This is a genomic window from Candidatus Obscuribacterales bacterium, from assembly GCA_036703605.1.
Taxonomy (GTDB): domain Bacteria; phylum Cyanobacteriota; class Cyanobacteriia; order RECH01; family RECH01; genus RECH01.
Genome location: DATNRH010000662.1, coordinates 1 through 18,262, shown reverse-complemented (window position 1 = coordinate 18,262; position 18,262 = coordinate 1). Strand labels below are relative to the sequence as shown.

Sequence of the window (18,262 nt, the reverse complement as noted above, 5' to 3'; positions counted from 1 at the left end):
ATAACCCTGAACCTAGGTGCGAGATGATGCGTAGGATACACCTGCCCATCTCGGACGGACATCACCTAATCTCCCATTGAGCCGTTATACCACGTCCCTGATATCAGGGTACAGACAGGCTATGGGATAGGCAAAGGGCTTGTTCTAAAAGCATGGCAACTTACAGCACCGCCACGTCAAGGATTGGGTCTGCGTTATCTTTAACACATCGATGAGGGTTTGTCACACGTACTGTACGCTGTGGGCTTTTAAGCTAGAAAAGGAGCGATCGCTCCTAGTACCCATAGGTGGCTGCTGGTTGGAACATGGCGACGGGTTGAGATGGCTGTGGGTTGAGCAGGTCTAGCATCAAGCAGTTTTGATGGCCATGAGCGCCGTAATTTTCTGCAACACTTGATTGGGATGCAGCGGTTTGGGTAAGTAGTCATCGGCCCCGATCGCCACACAGTGCTGCATGCCTTCCGCTTCGCTGAGTTGCCCCATAGCCACGAGTTTCAGCCGCTTGGTGCTGGGGTTTTGCCGCAGTTGGCGAATCAGGTCATAGCCGTTGGTATCCGGCACATCAACACTGAGAATCACCGCATTGGGACGCAGAATTTCAATTTGCTCCACCGCCCGCGATCCTTCCACAATCCAAACCACCTGATAGCCGGCTGCTGTCAGCATGTCGCAGACGAGGTTAGCACTCTCTTCATGGTTTTCAATGAGCACCATGGGCCCTAGATTATGCCGAGCCCGCAGCGCCTTTGGGGATGCGGGAATAGAAGGGGTCGCCAGACGCAGATTCGACGATCGTCGCACCGGTAGCCGCACGGTAAAGATTGAGCCCACGCCAAGGGTAGATTCCACAGTGATGCTGCCGCCATGGAGCTCCACTAGATTTTTCGTCAGGGCTAGACCCAGCCCGGTACCGCTATAGTGCCGGTTGTAAGAGGTATCGAGTTGCTGAAATTTTTGGAACAGCAGGGGCTGTTGATCCTCTGCAATGCCAATACCCGTGTCTTTGACCTGAAAGGTAGCGATGCGCTCGTCTCGAAAGACGGAGAGAATCACCTGACCGCCCTCAGAGGTGAATTTAACGGCATTACTCAGCAAGTTTAAAAGCACTTGCTGCAGCCGGAGCGGATCGGCGGTAATGGTTTCAGTAGATGGGTTAAGGCGTAGATCTAGGGTGAGATCAATCTGTTTGAGCCGGGCCTGTTCTTCCACAATCCGCATACTCTGCTGGGCAATGTTAGACAGGGAACAGGGGCCACATTTGAGCACCAGGTGACCAGCTTCCAGTTGCGATAGATCCAAAATATCGTTGATCAGCTCCAGCAAATGCTGGCCGCTGTCATGAATGGTTTGCAGATGCTTGCACTGCCGGGGCGTGAGTTCATTGGCTAGCCAGCGCTGTAGGGTAGTGGACATGCCAATAATGCTGGTCAGCGGGGTGCGCAGTTCGTGGCTCATGGCCGACAAAAACTCGCTTTTAGCTTGGTTGGCGGTTTGGGCCGCCAGCATGGCATCACGGAGGTCGCGGGTACGTTCAATCACCCCTTGCTCTAGCAGATCTTTTTGTTGCTGCAGTTGGGCATAGAGCTGCGCCTGACCAATGGCGATCGCTAAATGTTCGGCAATTTGCTGCAGAAACGTCACTTCACTGGTTTGCCAGCGGCGTTGATATTGGCATTGATGGGCCACCAAAAGCCCCCAAAACTGATCATGAACCACAATCGGGGCAGCTAGCTTAGATTTAACCTGGGCTTCCTGCAAAAAGGCCAGCATCTCAGGTTCTTGACCATAGGTTTGCTCAATATCTTCCACAGCTAGGGGAATGCCCTGCTGGTAGCGATCGCGCAGGTAGGGAATTTGGGCAGAACAGTAGTCGTTGGTTAAGTGATGCAGGGAAGGAATATCATCCTGGGAGCGCGCTTCATAGGTGACATAGCTCCCAAAAGAAATATAGCGACTGGTCGTCGTCGCAGCGGAGCTGGCGTCTGGCACCATTCCCTGCTCCAGATGGGATGGATGGACAAGCTGATCGAGGGATTCAAACTGATAAATAATCAGGCGATCTACTGCCAAGAACTGCCGCACCTGCGATACGGCAGTTTCTAAAATGACCGGCAGTTCTAGACTTTGGCGAATTTGGGAGATCACCTGGTTGAGCAAGCGCTCCTGTTCTACCTGCTGTCGCAGAGCCACTTCCACCGGTTGGCACACGGCTGGATAGAGGGCTGATACCTCTACCGAAGGGGGAGCATCAGCCCCAAGGCTGTGATGGCGCAGATCACACAGGGATACATTCGGGACAGAAACCCCCTGACTCATCAAGGCGAGGAGTTGGGTGGTGAAGTGACTTTGGACGGCCGCAGCGTTGGGCTGGATCGTATCAATTAGGGTTAAGAGCTGAGAGGGAGCGATCGCCTGACTGTCATCCAGGGGCGCATCTATAGCTAGGCGCTTGAGTACAGCAGCGATCGCCTCAGGTTCGAAGCTAAAAGCTGTCTTGAGCCTAGGAGGCTGATCCACATCGCGAGCTTCATCCTGCTGCCCAAGCATCATGGCGCTGAAGGTCGGCGAGATGAGAATCACAAACTGATCAATATCTGATACTGCCTGACGCTGAGCGGTTGAACAATGGCGATCGCTCACCACCATCGCCTGATCAAGCTGTTCCGCCATTTTCTGAAGCAACTGCTTACCCTGCTCGAACAAGTCCGGCGATACAATCGGCGCGTGATCCATAAAATCAGAGTGACTAAACATTGCGAGTCGGCTCGTTCGAGCAACATTTTGGGTCTTCAACGCAGGCAGCAGCATCTGCTGGATGGGCTACCATCCAACCCCGAAGTGTCCTCACCGTACGACCGAACGCAAGTCTACCGGTGCCCAACTGGGCTATCAAGAACCCTTGAGAGCTTAACTATCCTCAAATCATCCTGTCAGCCCCCATTCACAGTAGATAAACGGGAGCTGACATACTCTGCAATTGTCCTGCAGGGGAGAGTGATGTCCCCGTTGAAGGGCGATCGCACCTATGGTAATCCCCGAGATGTCCAATCTCCCCTGACATTATGGTAGCGGGATCACTTTAGCCTCAACCGCCGGACACCGCTTCCGAGGTTGCTGGAGGCAAGCGATCGCCCCTAAGGATAAAAGCAAAGCTGCGGTAATCCTAGGGTTTCGTCCCAACCCATCATAATATTTAGACATTGTAAAGCTTGGCCGGCCTGACCCTTCAGCAAATTATCAATGGCCGACATGACAATCACTCGTCCGGTGCGTTGATCGACTTCAATACCGATGTAGCATAGGTTGGTGCCGCAGGCCCACTTGGTTTGGGGATAGACGCCGCTGGGTAAAATCTTCACCCAGGGAGACGAGCGGTAAAAAGCTTGATAAATCGTTGATAAATCCTCCCGCACCAGCCCCGGATCGCGCATGGTGGCATAGACGGTGGCTAAAATACCCCGCGCCATGGGAATCAGATGAGGAGTAAACTGCACCATCACCTCATGACCAGCAAGATCGCTACAAATCTGCTCAATTTCAGGCGTGTGGCGATGGCGGGCCACGCCGTAGGCCCCGAGGCTATTGTCAGCTTCGGCTAGCAACATATTGGTTTTAGCCTGGCGACCGCCGCCAGAGGTTCCTGATTTAGCGTCAATAATGGCGGTTTCGGGGGATACCAAACCTTGCTTCAGCAGCGGCGATAGGGCCAACAGGCTGGCGGTGGGATAGCAGCCAGGACAGCCCACGAGGCGAGCTTGGGCAATTTGGCTACGGTACAGCTCGGGCAATCCATAAACCGCTGTTTCCGCCACGGCGCGATCGCTCCTTTCTTTGCCGTACCAAGTTTGATAGGTATCCAGGTCAAAGAATCGGTAATCTGCGGATAGATCTAAAACTCGACAGCCCCGCTCTAGTAGGCGTGGCGCTAAATCACAGGCGATGCCATTGGGGAGAGACAGGAACACCACCTGGCAGCGATCGGCAATTTGATCCAGATCGATCGCCTCAATAGACTGGGTAATGGCGTGCCCCAAGTGGGGGTAGAGGTCAGAAAATGGCTTTCCGGCTGTGCTATCGCCACCTAAATACACCAGATCAAGCTTGGGATGGTCGAATAAAAGCCGTACCAACTGCACGCCGCCATAGCCAGAGGCACCCACAATCCCCACTGATATCCGTTCCGCGTCACCCATAATGTCTTAACCTTTCGATGTTCTAAAAAAACGTTGAAGTGCTTTTGTATACACCTGACTTTACACTGCCAACCCCGTTTTGTGACCGAGAGCGATCGCCCTCCACTAGATACAGAGGATGTCTCTAGAAGGATCTCTGTAATGAAATGATGATGGTTTCATGAGTGCGGGTGCGATGGAGAACACCCCACAGCAGGCCAACAATAGTTTAAGAAGAACGGATTAAGTCCTATCGTCTAGGGCATCCAACCCTTGTCCTGCCCTCTTACCTCTGAGGTCGAATGATCCATCGGTTTGCGATTGCCTTTTATAGTAACTGTTCCTTTGGCTGACGGCCGGTGAAACCTAGGTGATGCAGCCTAATTCGCCACTCGCTGATGGAGCCATCGTCACAGGGGTCAACACATCAAGAAAACCTGGAGACGTTCAGCCGTTGAATATTCATCGAAGACAGATCTCAACCCACCTGCTTACGGCTATCTGCAACGCTAGGTCTCTGAATGCGACTGTCTCAAGATGTCTTGTATCTTGGTAGCGAGTTATTTTTTTATGATCTAAATGATCTAAAAAGGCGGCACCCGGATTCGAACCGGGGGATGGAGGTTTTGCAGACCTCTGCCTTACCACTTGGCTATGCCGCCAGATTGCTTAGCGTAGATTAGTATAACAAACTTGGGGCCAGACCAGCGATTTCTGGAGGGAGAGATAGGGTGAAATCTGTGGTGGTATTTGGCAGTCTCAATATGGATCTGGTGACCCGCTGCGATCGCTTTCCTCAACCGGGAGAAACCTTGGTGGGCAGAGACTTCACTACCGTGCCAGGGGGCAAGGGAGCCAATCAAGCCGTGGCGGCGGCGCGGTTGGGTGTGCCGACGGATTTGGTAGGCCGCGTAGGTCAGGATGACATGGGGCGATCGCTGCTGGCAGACCTTCAGCAGGCCGGGGTGGGCTGTCGTGGAGTGGCGGTGGATCCTGACGCATCTTCAGGCGTGGCGGCGATCGCGGTGGATGGTCGGGGCGAAAATCAGATTGTGATTGTGCCGGGCGCGAATGGCCGGGTCGATACGACCGATCTACAGCGCTTAGCGACCTATCTACCTGAGGCGGGTGTGCTGTTGGTGCAGCTCGAAGTTCCCCTATCGGCCGTGGTGTCGGCAGCCCAGATGGCCCACGATCTGGGCGTACGGGTGATGCTCGATCCAGCTCCCGCCCAAGCACTGCCGGCCGATCTCTTTCCCCTACTCCATTGCATCACGCCCAATCAGGTGGAAGCAGAGCAACTGGTGGGGTTTCCGGTGGGCGATCGCGCTTCGGCGCAGCGGGCCGGTGAGGCTTTGGTGGAGCGAGGGGTGGCGATCGCCATCATTAAACTAGGGGCGCAGGGGGCGATCGCGGTCACAGTGGATCAGGTGTGGGTGCAGCCGGCCTTCTCGGTGCCGGTGGTGGATACGGTGGCGGCGGGGGATGCCTTTAACGGCGGCCTGGCGACGGCTATAGTGCAGGGGCTACCGTTACCTGAGTCCCTACGTTGGGCAACGGCGATCGCAGCCCTATCAGTAACCCAGCCTGGGGCCCAGCCCTCCATGCCCAGCCGATCAGCCGTGGAGGCATTTCTGGCCAATCCACCGCCCACAATCCAAAGTCTTGCTTAAGGATCTTTACCAAGGCAGAAAATGTACTGCAAGATACGGCCATTGCTGTAGAGCTAGTTTGATTTCACCTTTAGCACATTTAAGAAGATTAGAAACCATGGGATTTTTAAGTCGAATGTTGGGGACTGGGGCAAAAACAGCCCAATCAGGTACTAGTAGCGCTGCCTCTAGCGCTGCTTCTAGTGCGGCATCGTCCATATCATCAGGCAAGTCGTTGGGCAGTCAAGCCAATGCGGCAAAAGCCACAAGCAACACCGGAGCTGCCAAGGCAAATAAGCCGCCCGAGACCATTCCCCCAGAGCGCGTCGGGCTCAATGGTGAGTATGACGACAGTGGTCTGGCGAAGCGCGTCGCCCAATCTTTTGATCAAGATGACCAACTGGATGATGTAGACACGTTGTTTGTAGCTCAAACCAGCAGCACGGTAGTTCTGAAAGGCACGGTGCCCAGCCAGGGCATTCTCAACCGCATGGTGACGGTGGCACGCGGGGTACGCGGGGCTACGGCCGTGGATACCAGCCAAGTGACGGTAGGCTAAGTCCAAGTCGATGGGATGGCGATCGCCCGCTAGGTCACGAATACAGCGTCTTGCAATAGGCCTGCACTAAAAGATCAATGCCGGTGATCGCCGTGCCCACCACCACACAGGTCGCCCCCAACTCTAGGGACTGGCGAGCCATCTGGGGGGAGGCAATGCCGCCTTCGCAGATGATGGGTACGGAAAGATGCTGAACCAAATCCTTGAGCAACTCAAAGCCAGGTGGTTTTAGGTGTTGAGTTTCAGCAGTATAGCCGTAGAGGGTGGTACCAACACAATCGGCTCCAGCTTCTACAGCGGCGATCGCTGCTTCTAGGGTGTCCACATCGGCCATGACCGGCTTGTGCAGTTGATGGTGAATGTGATTAACCAGAGCGGCCACCGTCTCCCCGTCAGGGCGTGGTCGCGTCGTGGCGTCAATGGCAATGATGTCGGCTCCCGCCTGGGCGATCGCGTTGGCGTGAACGATCTGCGGCGTGATGTAGACGTCGCAGTTGGGAATCTGCTGCTTCCAGAGGCCAATAATCGGCGCGGAGATGCGCGGGCGGACGGCCTCGATATGGGCAGGACTATCAATCCGCACCCCCAAGGCACCCTGTAGCACAGCGGCTTCAGCCATAGCGGCAATCACCGAGGGATGGTGGAGGGGCGAGGTGGCTGGTGCTTGGCAAGACACCACCAAACCACCCTGCAACCTGGATTGCCAATCGGAAGACTGAACCATAGCCTGAACCATGAGATATTGCCTTTGCCAACCTACGCCCCTGATTATGCCATGGGGTAGGCCGAGGGCGATCGCTTCAAACCTTCTCCAACTCTGTGATCACAGATCTCCGCAGATCACCACACCTGAAGATTTAGTGATACACCGAGCCATTGGGCATGATCGTGCCGCTGAGATTTGCGCCAACGGTTTTGACCATAACCTGGTCACCAAAACCGACCTTTGCCCCCGTGAGGTCAGCACCACTCAGATCAGCACCGCTCAAGTCAGCACCAATCAGGTTGGTGTCCCGCAGATTGGCATTGCGCAAATTGGCCTGGAGTAAATTAGCCCGAAAGAGCTTAGCGCCCTGCAAATTAGCGCCAGATAGATCAATTTTGTGGAGAAAGGTGTCGCTGAGATTGGCACCACTCAGGTTTGCGCCACTGAGATTTTGACCAGACAGATCCTTTTCTTGCAAATCCCGACCGCTGAGGTTTGCCCCCTTCAAGCTCTGCCCAACGCCACTGCCATTGGGACGGGGGGAGGGTGGTGTCGGCGGTTGATAGTAGGCATGGGGCGGCGTTTGCGAATAGGGACGATAGGCCGCGTAGTGGCTAGGGGGCGGTGGGTAGTAGGACTGGGGAGGATGGTAGTAAGGACGGGGGGAGGGTTGGGCGTAGCGCGGCGTTTGGTAGGACGAATAGGATGCGGCATCGGACTGGGCAGATGGACTGGGTTGATAGGTGGGGCGCGGTGGTGGTTGGTAGGGTGGTGGTGAATAGGGTGGCTTAGGCGGGGGCGAATAGGATGGATTGGGTGCAGTGCTCGCGGTCGATCGCTCAGCACTTTTCCTCGACCGATGCCAATTATGGGCATGGTGCGATCGCAACCGATCACGGGCGTAGTTCAACTCCTTCAGCTTTTCCTGGGCCTCAGCCACTCGCTCCGGTTCATCCTTGGGAGCGCGATCGGGGTGCCACAAAAAGGCCAGCTTTTTATAGGCTTGCCGTACATCCTCTGCCGTTGCGCCCGGCCGCAACCCCAGAACCTTGTAGCATTTTTCTAGGTCGTTCATAGACGATAAGGTTCCCAAAATCCTATCTCTGCATCGGAGAAAAGCTGACCTGTTGGCAAGATCAACGCCATTGATACCCTAACGTAACTGTCGCAGGTCGGTGCTGTCGAGCCGATAGAACTGCCGGTTACCCATGCCACCGACTACCAAGGGCGATCGCTCCACCTGCTTTAGCGATCGCTCATCCATTCGTCTCGCTCACAACAAGGGCGATCGCCTCTGACGCGGCTCCAAGAAGAGGACGTCGTAAATCCTTGGAGTCTGGTCTGGCTGTCCATAGATTGATGTGGATTGAAGGCAGTATCTCTCATCTATTTCCTTGCTGCAAGAGATCTTGGACTGTCTCAACATACGTTCATTTTAGTGACTCCAGTGTAAAGCGTGATCTTGGCTTTCCAAGCCATCCCATAGAAAAAGTCAATAATTGCGCTTACCTGCGTTATCAAGGGCGATCGCTTTCCCTCTTCATCCCGTTCGAGAAGGCGGGAATCAGGATTTTAGGGGTACGAAAGGATGTTAAGATTATGGGTTTCGGTGAAAAGCCGATGTAGTGCGCTGCCTGGATGGATCTCCTGAAAAATTTTACGCCCTCTCTCTATCCTTTCTGGGAAAAGCGTTTGGGGACACAGTCGAAACAAGGCGACCGAAAGGCACCTGACGGCCAAGCATCTAGCAGCACTACTATATGAAATGAGAGAAATGAGACTTAACGGACACGACCGCGACACCTATGATCCAATCCCGCATATCGCCCCAACGGCAGGACAATCCAGATCAAACCCGCCAGGCCAGTCAATTTCCAGACTACGCCCCTGCCGCCAACTCGGTGTTTTATCGCACCTATAGCCGCCGTGGAGAAGACGGAGCCAATTTACGCGAAACCTGGAAACAGGTGTGCGATCGCACCCTGAATGGGCTGAAGGAATTGGGCCAGCTAACCGACGAGGAAGCGGCTCTCATCGAGCGCATGCAAACCGAGTTGAAGGCCCTTCCCTCCGGCCGTTGGCTATGGGTGGGCGGCACCGACTGGATTAAGAAGCCAGAGAATTTCTCGGGAGCCTACAACTGCACCAGCACCAATGTGGACGACTGGCGTGCCTTTGGGCTGATGATGGACTTGGCAATGATGGGCTGCGGCACCGGAGCTGTGCTGGAGCCGCACTATATCGGCAAGCTGCCGGCCATTCGTAACCTGCTCACCGTTGACATGCAGGGCGAAATCGGTGCAACGCCGGTGAGCGATCGCCAAGAGGAAACCCGCGTCACCATCGAGGGCGATCGCGTGGTGATCCAAGTGGGCGATAGCCGTCAGGGTTGGGTCAAGTCCTACCAAACGGTGTTGGAGCTGGCCAGCGATGAACGCTTCAACGCCGCCGTGCAGGTGACCATTGACCTCAGCGATGTCCGCCCGGCTGGAGAACGCCTCAAGGGGTTTGGAGGCATGGCTAACCCCATCCGCCTACCGAAGCTCTACGCCCGCTGTGCGACCATTCTCAATAAAGCGATCGGCCGGCAGTTGACCTCGGTGGAATGCTGCTTGCTGATCGACGAAGCCGCGGCCTGCGTGGTGGCAGGTAACATTAGGCGCAGTGCGGGGATGCGTCAGTTTGCTGAAGGTGACGAAGTTGCTGCCAGCGCGAAAGAAAATTTATGGCAGCAAGATGAAAACGGGAATTGGCGCATTGATCCAGAGCGGGATGTGTTGCGCATGGCCAACCACACCCGAGTGTTTCACCACAAGCCCAGCCTAGACGAATGTACGGCGGCGGTGCGTAAGCAGTATTACTCTGGTGAAGGCGCAATTCAATGGGCTGGAGAGGCGGAACGTCGAGCCCAGGGAGAGGGGCGCTATGGACTCAATCCTTGTGTGACGGCGGATACCTGGGTACACACGGGGGATGGGCCTCGGCAAGTTAAAGATCTGATTGGGCAGCAACACAGCACCTACGTAAATGGAGAGCTGTTCAGCACAACCCCCGAAGGCTTTTTCTATTCGGGTACAAAGCCTGTTCTTAAACTTTCTACTAAGGATGGGCGAGCTCTGCGGCTAACCGGCAATCACAAAGTGCTGAAAGTGACGGCCCAAACCCAAAAGGCTCAGTATACCGAATGGGTCGAGGCAGACACCTTACAGCCTGGCGATCGCATCCTGCTACACAATCATCGAACCTTGCAGCCCTGGGACGGTAACGGCACGTTTGAGGCTGGCTGGCTTTTGGGAAGCTTGTTGGGAGATGGCAGCTTGGCGAAAACGCAATGGAACGACGTAGCCGTGCTTCGCTACTGGGAAACGTCCCAAGTGGAGATGAGTGAGTATGCGATCGCTGCCTTGCAAACAACGGTTGACTACGAAAGACGGACAGCAGAGGCTTGCTACCATCAACAACTCAAGCATCGAGTTGTCGGATCTACAGGTCTTGCGAAGTTAGCAGCAGACTTTGGCATCACTCAAGGGCACAAAACCGTTACGCCTCAGATTGAGCAAGGCAGCTACGATTTCTATCGCGGCTTTTTGCGGGGGCTATTTGATGCCGATGGCAGCGTGCAGGGCAGCCAAGCTAAGGGCATCAGCGTGCGGCTAGCCCAGAGTAACCTCAGCATCCTAGAAGCAGTGCAGCGGATGCTGGCTCGCTTGGGCATCATTGCCAAACTCTACCAAGAACGGCGGCCCGCCGGCGATCGCTTGTTGCCCGACAGCGATCGCAATCTAGCGCCTTATCCCTGCCAAGCCCAGCATGAGCTGATTATTGCAAAGGACAACCTCCAGGTCTTCCAGCAGCTCATCGGCTTCCAAGAACCAGCCAAAGCCGCAAAGCTAGCCGATCTGCTAGACGGCTACAAACGCAACCTCAACCGCGAGCGCTTTACAACCACCGTTGCCGACGTGGTGGCGGATGGCGTGGAAGCTGTGTATGACTGTACCGTACCCGGGCCAAACCGCTTCGACGCTAACGGCTTTGTTGCCCACAACTGTGGGGAGATTATTGGTCAACAGTTCCATTGCAACTTGGCTGAGATCCACCTCAATCAACTGGATCCCAACAACCTCCAAGAGCAAGAAGCAGCCTTTACGGCGGGTGCGCTGGCAGTGGCAACCTTGTTGAACCATCAGTTTGTAGAACCACGCTACCGGCAGTCACGCCTTGAAGACCCAATTGTGGGAGTGAGCTTCACGGGATTGTTTGACTTCTTCGTCAACGCCTTTGGCGTCGAGTGGTTGCACTGGTGGACAGAGGGACGTCCTGATACCGTACGCGGTCTAGAGTTCAAGGCTCAAGAGCAGGCCTATCTCTCACGATGGAAAGATATTGTCCATCAGGTGGTCTGGGACTATTGCGATCGCCACGGCATCAAGCGCCCCAATCGCTGTACAACCGTGCAGCCAGCGGGGACGAAGTCGCTGTTGACCGGAGCCTCACCTGGCTGGCATCCGCCCAAGGCCCAGCGGTTCATTCGGCGGATCACTTTCCGCAAGGATGACCCCGTGGCCCTAGCCTGCCGCGACTATGGCTATTCTCTGATTCCGTCCCAGTCGGACAAGGACGAAACCGGCAACTTGCTGAACGATCCGTTTGATCCCCGCTGTACGGAATGGTTGGTAGAACTGCCGGTGGAAGTACCCTGGGCTAATATCCCTGGGGCCGACCAAGTAGACATCTCGAAGTTCTCAGCCCTAGCTCAGTTTGATTTCTACATGCAGGTGCAGCAGCATTACACAACCCACAACACCAGCGCCACCATCGAACTGCGGGAGCCGGAAATTGAGCCCCTAGCCACTCGTATCTATGAGGCGATTCGGGATGACCAAGGCTATATTTCCGCCGCTCTGCTGGCACGGTTTGATGACCTACAAACTTTCCCGCGCTTGCCCTTCGAGCCGGTTGACAAAGCCACCTACGAAGAACTACGACAGCAAGTCCTCCAACGGCAGCAGACTGATGATTTCTATGCGGCGCTCTGTCGCTATGATGCGGGCGAGCTGATGGAAGCTGGGCCGGCGGGCTGCGATTCGGATAAGTGCATGATGCCGGAACAGAAGCCCGGCTAAAGACTGAGTCCAACTAGGTTGGGGTCTGTAAACCTCAACTCTCTTGAGAGGTGTCCTAGGGCACCTCTTTTAGTTTGACCCAGTGGCCGACCTGGCTGAATGCAGACCAAAAGGGTAAAGAGCCTGATGGGCAAAGGATTAGGGCGATCGCACCCCCACAAACAACGGGAAAGCGATCGCCCCTTTATGTAAACAAAAGTAACAAAAATGCCGTCATGCTGGCATACCGTCTTGACAGCCTTGGGTTAGGGCACGTATTCTTTTGGCATACCCGGGTATTAATCACTGATTGTTGTATGCAAGACAAGCACAAGGTTACGTTATATCTCCCTCCCGAACTCCATCGTCAGCTCAAGATCACGGCGGCGGTCAGTTCTGAACCCATGTCTGCGATCGCTGAGCGAGCACTTGAATTTTACCTAGCCCATCCCGAGGTGGTGGAAGCGGTAGAAGCCCTCCATGGGCAGGTGCATCAGATTTATGAATGTCCAGACTGCTCTACATCGCTTGTGTTGCGAGATGGCGAACTGGCTCCTTTGGTCCAGCAGCCAAGCATCCTCGACGATGAGCTATCTGTGGGATCCATTGATCCGAGTCGCTCATCCAATCGGAGTCAACCGGGCGAGGAAGAGCTAGTTCCTTGTTAAGTGGTGATTAGTGCCCTGTTCGCAGCCGCTGTCTGTTCCGACATTGATGCGCGAGTCTTTACCTAGAGTAGGTGAAGCAAGTTGCAAGGCGATTGCAGGTGGGTTTGACTTCGACTCAAATTGCAGGTCTGGTCAGCATTTGCCCTGTTGCTAGTTAGGTCTGAATTGTTATGAAAGAAGAGCTCCGCATTCTCGTTCAAGCTCAGTACCCGCTGATCTACCTGGTAACCTCCGAAGAGGAGCGTGCAGAGCAGGCGATCGCGACTATTGCCCAGACCAAGCCACAGCGGCGTGTGTTTATTTGGACGGTCACCCACGGCATCGTGGAATACGGTCAACCCCGCAGCACCACGCAGCACAACACCGTATCCCCTGAAGCTGCTGTTGAATGGGTCATTCGCCAAAAAGAACCAGGAATCTACGTTCTCAAGGATCTCCATCCGTTTGTTGATTCGCCTGCCGTTACCCGCTGGCTCCGAGATGCGATCGCTAGCTTCAAAGAATCCCAAAAAACCATTGTTTTGATGTCGCCGGTGCAGCAGGTGCCCGTCGAGCTAGAGAAGGAAGTCGTCGTGCTCGACTATCCTCTGCCGAGCATGACCGAGCTGAATCAGGTGCTATCCCAACATCTCGACCAAGTGCGATCGCGGCGCATTACCACCGAAGTTCGGGAGAAGCTCTTGAAAGCAGCTCTAGGGCTAACCCGTGATGAAGCCGATCGGGTCTACCGCAAGGCACAGGTCACCACTGGACGCCTAACCGAAGCAGAGGTTGATATTGTTCTCTCTGAGAAAAAGCAGCTCATTCGGCGCAACGGCATTCTAGAGTTTATCGAAGAGGATGAAACCCTAGACGCGGTGGGCGGCTTAGAGGAGCTGAAGCGCTGGCTCAAGCAACGGTCTAATGCGTTTACCGAGCGAGCCCGGGAATATGGCTTGCCTCAGCCAAAGGGAATGCTGATTTTGGGCGTACCTGGCTGTGGTAAATCATTGATTGCTAAGACCACCTCTCGCCTGTGGGGATTGCCCCTCCTGCGATTGGATATGGGGCGGGTCTATGATGGTTCAACCGTGGGTAAATCGGAAGCCAACCTACGCAACGCCCTGAAAACTGCCGAGTCAATTTCTCCCGCAATTCTGTTCATCGATGAAATTGACAAAGCGTTTGCTGGGGGCGCAGGATCTGCCGACTCGGATGGTGGCACTTCTAGCCGCATTTTTGGTTCGTTCCTCACCTGGATGCAGGAAAAGCAGTCGCCCGTGTTTGTGATGGCAACGGCAAACCGAGTGGAGCGATTACCCGGTGAGTTCCTCCGCAAGGGACGGTTCGATGAAATCTTCTTCGTTGATCTACCAACAACAGAAGAACGCCAAGAAATTTTCAGAATTCATTTATCCAAGCGACGGCCCGACATTACTCACTTCGATCTGGGCCAGCTTGCCAAAGTTTGTGACGGGTTCTCGGGAGCAGAGATCGAACAAGCGCTGATTGCAGCCATGTACGATGCCTTTGCCAAGGGGCGTGACTTCAACCAGCTCGATATTATCGCAGCGGTGAAGGCAACTCTGCCCCTCTCGAAGACCATGAGTGAGCAGGTGACCGCCCTGCGCGACTGGGCAAGGCAACGCGCCCGCCCTGCCGCCTCATCCTTTGCAGAGTACATGCAAATGGAGTCATAACAAGCTTTCTTTCCTGCTCCCAACAGGAAGAAAGGTTAGCCTCCGGGCTAGCAGCTAAGGAAACCCGCCGTATGGTTTACCTCGGCAGAATTCACACCTCTACGGCACGATCTACTTTGACGTTGTTTCTCTCAATTTCTCTACAGGAGGAAATCCGACATGTCTCACTTTAGCACCCTGCGTACCAAGATCAGTGACGCTGAAATCCTCAAGTCTTCCCTACGGGATCTCGGCATCGGCGTCAAAAATAATGCTGATGTTCGTGGCTACAATGGCCAACGTGTACGGGCTGACATCGTAGCTACCCTCGAAGGTGAATACGATCTAGGCTGGTCTCGTAACGCTGATGGTTCCTTCGACCTAATCGCTGATCTTTGGGGTGTAGCCAAAAAGCACAACCAAACCGAATTGATTAACTCCATTAACCAAAAGTACGCTGTGAACAAGACCTTGGCTGAAGTCAAGCGTCCTGGGTTGCAAAACGCTAACGTTAAGCTGGTCGTTCAAAAGTAATCTTCTCTGAGCGTTCCCAAATGAGCGGGCTGATCCAACATGGATCAGTCCGTTTTTTGCGGCAACGGCAGAGAATAGAGCTGTTTTCTCCAGCAAGGGCAATCGGTCAGGACAACTTGCGTCAACGAGGAGTTGAGGATTGGCATAATCCCGTGCTAAGGTGCGATCGCCCAGGATGGAGAGCGATCGCATTGGTAGCTGACCCGTCTGGGCTAAGCGGCCGTTTCGACGCCCCGCTCTGATGACACCTCATTGAAGGTCGGGGTGGAAGAGGTTACCCTCCTGCTCAACACCATTGTTGGATTGCTTTTGTATGCTTGCCCTAACGTCCATCTTTTTCCGCCATGCACTATCTCTCGGTTGACCAAGCGCAAAAGATCCGCTGGTTGGTCAGAGATTGTGGTCAACAGGCCAAACAATTAGCAGCCGAACAGTTTCAGGTCTTCGAAAAAGGCAAAGATGACTATGTGACCAGTGTCGATCGCCTGCTCGACCAACGATTGTCGGAAGCCTTTCGGGCAATGTTTCCCCAGGATGGCTTGGTGACGGAAGAGAATAGTGCATCGCGGCAGGTGTTTCACGGGAGTCACCGTCGCCTTTGGTGCATTGATCCCATTGACGGTACCGATGACTTTATCCATGGGCGACTCTATTACTCGGTGATGGTGGGGTTGCTAGAGGGTAGCCAACCGACGGCCGGCTGGATCTATGCACCGACCCTCGATCGTCTTTATTATGGTGGGCTAGACTGGGGCGTGTTTCAGGCAGGGGGCGATCGCCTCCCCGAAGCCATCACCCCCGTTGAGCCACCGCTCTCAGCATCTAATTGCCCTATGTTGATTGGCGACAAAGATCGCCATCAATTTGGTGATGCCATTCAAAGGGCGGTGCCCGCCGTGCAGTTTCGGACCCTAGGCAGCTTTGGCCTAAAGGTGATGGAAGTGGTCACGGGGCGGGCAGGGCTTTACCTCTACCTCAACCGCCGCGTTAAGCTATGGGACACCGTGGGGCCCCTAGCCCTAGCACAAGCCGCTGGTCTAACCTGCTGTGATCTCGACGGACAACCCATTGGCTTTACCACCGATTGTCTTGATCCCGAGACCTTAGCCCATCATCAAACCATTTTGGTGGGCTGGCCTCACTATATTGAGGCCTTGCGATCGCCCATCCGCCAGGCATTTCTAGCCCAGTCTGCCTAAAGATAGGCTGCCTCAAAACCGTCTGCCTAAGCATAGGAACCGCTCGATTAGCTCGATTAGAGGAGGGCGATCGCCCTGGGCCACCACCGTCACGCATCCTCAAATGCACCTCTTGGCCTAGCCTATCCAAGCAGCATCACGCCATGGGTCGTACATGTATGCCGGCTCATCTGCAAGTTTTATCGAGTTTCATCCCGGAGAGATTGGAGATTTAGGAGACTTTGCGGGTAATATAGTTTAGACAAACGGTGATAGCTTAGGATCATTGTCAGTGTCTCAGAGGTAGTCTTGCCACCTGCTGAGACGGTTCAAAGCATTTTTGGCGAAGTAGTGAGTTTTTGAGGTTTGGGCACCTTCCATGCAGACTGAAGCTTTCAGTGAGCTTTTCCCACTTTTCAACGCAGCCAGCCCAGAAACCCTGGAGTGGTTATTATCCATTGCGGTTGAGCACGACTATCCATCGGGGCGTGCCGTTTTAATGGAGGATGCTTGGGGTAATGCGGTGTACTTTGTGGAATCCGGGTGGGTGAAGGTTCGCCGCCACGCGGGAGACGAAGTTGTAACCTTGGCAATCTTGGGACAGGGCGACTTTTTTGGGGAGATGGCTATTTTAGATGAGTCTCCTCGCTCCACCGATGTGGTTGCACTCTCACCGGTGAAATTGCTGAGCGTTTCTGCCCAGCGATTCATCCAGACATTATTCAAAGATCCTCAGCTTCATCACCGGATGCTGCAACTGATGGTCAGCCGTCTGCGGCAAACCAACGTGCGCTTCCAGCTACGCCACCAGCCCTCCGCCATCAAGTTAGCCCACACGCTGGTGTATTTGGGTGAAAACTACGGGGTGCCCTCCGATGAAGGCACCGATATCTTTAATATTCCGCTGCAGGATTTGGCGGATGTCTCGGATATCAACGTCGATGAAACCACCAAGATTATGGAAAAACTTACCGATAAATCTTGGCTAACCATTGATGACGCTAACCAAGTGATTCACTTGAACAACATCAAGCAACTCACCCATCTAGCCAGCAAGATCTAGCCTAACCCGATTGAATCGGCCACCAAGGTCATCCTTGTGTCGTAGGACAAGCTCGTGTTGTGAGCTTATCTGAGGGTAGGCTAACCCTAGCGGTAGACTGCCTTATCGGCGACGTACTTTGCTGATCATTTTCTGAGAGAAGCGTAGGTTTAGGGCCTCCTGTTCTGACCAATCTTGGAGGATGCGGTAAAAGTTTTGCCGGTCTTCGGCCTGCAGGACAGCAACTTGGTCGGCAGTTTCAATCACATAGGGATAGCCGCTGCCGATCACCACCTCACCACGTACCCAGTCCATCACTCGGTTCACCAGACCAGGTTCTTCATGCATCCAGATGGGCATCTCTAGGCGGGCTGGGTAGCCTTCGCGGGTGGTTTTGAGGTAGGTGAAGGCAATGCGATCGCTTTGTTCGGCATAGACGCTCAGAATGCCCGCCCGCTGACAGCGGAATAGAGCGGTGCGATCGCCCCACTGCATAAATTGATTCAGAACTTGGGAGTCGTGGATGTGGTTGCAGTCGGGTAAATGGAACAGGGTTTTCAGCAGTACGGTCAGGTCATCGGCGGCGGAGGTGGCAATATAGGCCACCAGGGGCACGCGATAGGTTTCACTCGTTCTCAGCAGTTCCAGCAAGCAGTGGACGTAAAAGGCTCGACTGTCGGCATCAAACACCTCCGCAAAAGATGCCACCAGGGAACCATCCAGAAAAACCAAGCAATCTTGGTTATGGTCATGGGCCTTCATGTATTGCACCAGCTTTTGGGTTTCCATTTCAAAGCGGCGCATGTTGACTTGGCGATCGGCGGGGCTGCCATCCCCCATCTGTAACTCTTGGGGCGTCATGATATCTAACTCGATATCTTTCTCATAATCGCCGGTGGGCAGATGCAGGTTCTCAAACCAGCCCACCTGTACTAGAGCAACAGGGATGGATAGATCCTTGCTGGGGTAGATTTGTGAACCATCTACGGCA

Annotated in this window: 13 protein-coding genes and 1 tRNA gene; 8 read left to right on the top strand and 6 right to left on the bottom strand. The window is 54.4% G+C overall.

All coding sequences use genetic code 11. The annotated features are described in order from the left end of the window. Positions 1–348 precede the first annotated feature (348 nt). The 3 genes from V6D20_13930 to V6D20_13920 all read right to left on the bottom strand — a co-directional run bounded on the left by V6D20_13930 (position 349) and on the right by V6D20_13920 (position 4,834). The gene (locus V6D20_13930; protein ID HEY9816878.1) at positions 349–2,733 is read right to left on the bottom strand and encodes an ATP-binding protein; all 2,385 of its coding nucleotides are present in this window, start codon (positions 2,731–2,733) and stop codon (positions 349–351) included. Between the two features lie 401 nt (positions 2,734–3,134). Further along, complete coding sequence (gene argC, locus V6D20_13925; protein ID HEY9816877.1) at positions 3,135–4,193, bottom strand: N-acetyl-gamma-glutamyl-phosphate reductase; 1,059 nt, start codon at positions 4,191–4,193, stop codon at positions 3,135–3,137. A 569-nt stretch (positions 4,194–4,762) separates the two neighbouring features. After that, positions 4,763–4,834, bottom strand: a tRNA-Cys gene (locus V6D20_13920). Between the two features lie 69 nt (positions 4,835–4,903). On the opposite strand from V6D20_13920, the gene rbsK reads away from it, so the two are divergent. Continuing rightward, complete coding sequence (rbsK, locus tag V6D20_13915; GenBank protein HEY9816876.1) at positions 4,904–5,845, top strand: ribokinase; 942 nt, start codon at positions 4,904–4,906, stop codon at positions 5,843–5,845. A 97-nt stretch (positions 5,846–5,942) separates the two neighbouring features. Beyond that, complete coding sequence (locus V6D20_13910; GenBank protein ID HEY9816875.1) at positions 5,943–6,383, top strand: BON domain-containing protein; 441 nt, start codon at positions 5,943–5,945, stop codon at positions 6,381–6,383. A gap of 34 nt (positions 6,384–6,417) precedes the next feature. Here the strand turns inward: V6D20_13910 and V6D20_13905 are convergent, their stop codons facing one another. Beyond that, positions 6,418–7,107: an N-acetylmannosamine-6-phosphate 2-epimerase gene (locus tag V6D20_13905; GenBank protein HEY9816874.1), complete on the bottom strand. Its 690-nt coding sequence runs from the start codon at positions 7,105–7,107 to the stop codon at positions 6,418–6,420. 133 nt (positions 7,108–7,240) lie between these two features. Beyond that, positions 7,241–8,164 (bottom strand): pentapeptide repeat-containing protein, encoded by a 924-nt coding sequence (locus V6D20_13900; GenBank protein HEY9816873.1) that lies wholly within the window; start codon positions 8,162–8,164, stop codon positions 7,241–7,243. 730 nt (positions 8,165–8,894) lie between these two features. On the opposite strand from V6D20_13900, the gene nrdJ reads away from it, so the two are divergent. The 6 genes from nrdJ to V6D20_13870 all read left to right on the top strand — a co-directional run bounded on the left by nrdJ (position 8,895) and on the right by V6D20_13870 (position 17,292). After that, positions 8,895–12,212, top strand: a complete 3,318-nt coding sequence (gene nrdJ / locus V6D20_13895) for a ribonucleoside-triphosphate reductase, adenosylcobalamin-dependent (protein ID HEY9816872.1) — start codon at positions 8,895–8,897, stop codon at positions 12,210–12,212. 296 nt (positions 12,213–12,508) lie between these two features. Further along, a complete protein-coding gene (locus V6D20_13890) occupies positions 12,509–12,859 on the top strand; it encodes a hypothetical protein (protein ID HEY9816871.1) in 351 nt (116 codons plus the stop codon). Positions 12,860–13,029: 170 nt separating this feature from the next. After that, positions 13,030–14,538, top strand: coding sequence for an AAA family ATPase (locus V6D20_13885; protein ID HEY9816870.1), 1,509 nt, complete (start codon positions 13,030–13,032; stop codon positions 14,536–14,538). 159 nt (positions 14,539–14,697) lie between these two features. Next, complete coding sequence (locus V6D20_13880; protein HEY9816869.1) at positions 14,698–15,051, top strand: DUF1257 domain-containing protein; 354 nt, start codon at positions 14,698–14,700, stop codon at positions 15,049–15,051. A gap of 344 nt (positions 15,052–15,395) precedes the next feature. Then, a complete protein-coding gene (locus tag V6D20_13875) occupies positions 15,396–16,250 on the top strand; it encodes an inositol monophosphatase family protein (GenBank protein HEY9816868.1) in 855 nt (284 codons plus the stop codon). A gap of 358 nt (positions 16,251–16,608) precedes the next feature. Then, positions 16,609–17,292: a Crp/Fnr family transcriptional regulator gene (locus V6D20_13870; GenBank protein HEY9816867.1), complete on the top strand. Its 684-nt coding sequence runs from the start codon at positions 16,609–16,611 to the stop codon at positions 17,290–17,292. Between the two features lie 102 nt (positions 17,293–17,394). On the opposite strand, the gene V6D20_13865 is transcribed toward V6D20_13870, so the two are convergent. After that, positions 17,395–18,262 (bottom strand): DNA double-strand break repair nuclease NurA (locus tag V6D20_13865; GenBank protein HEY9816866.1); only part of this gene is annotated, 868 nt, incomplete at its 5' end.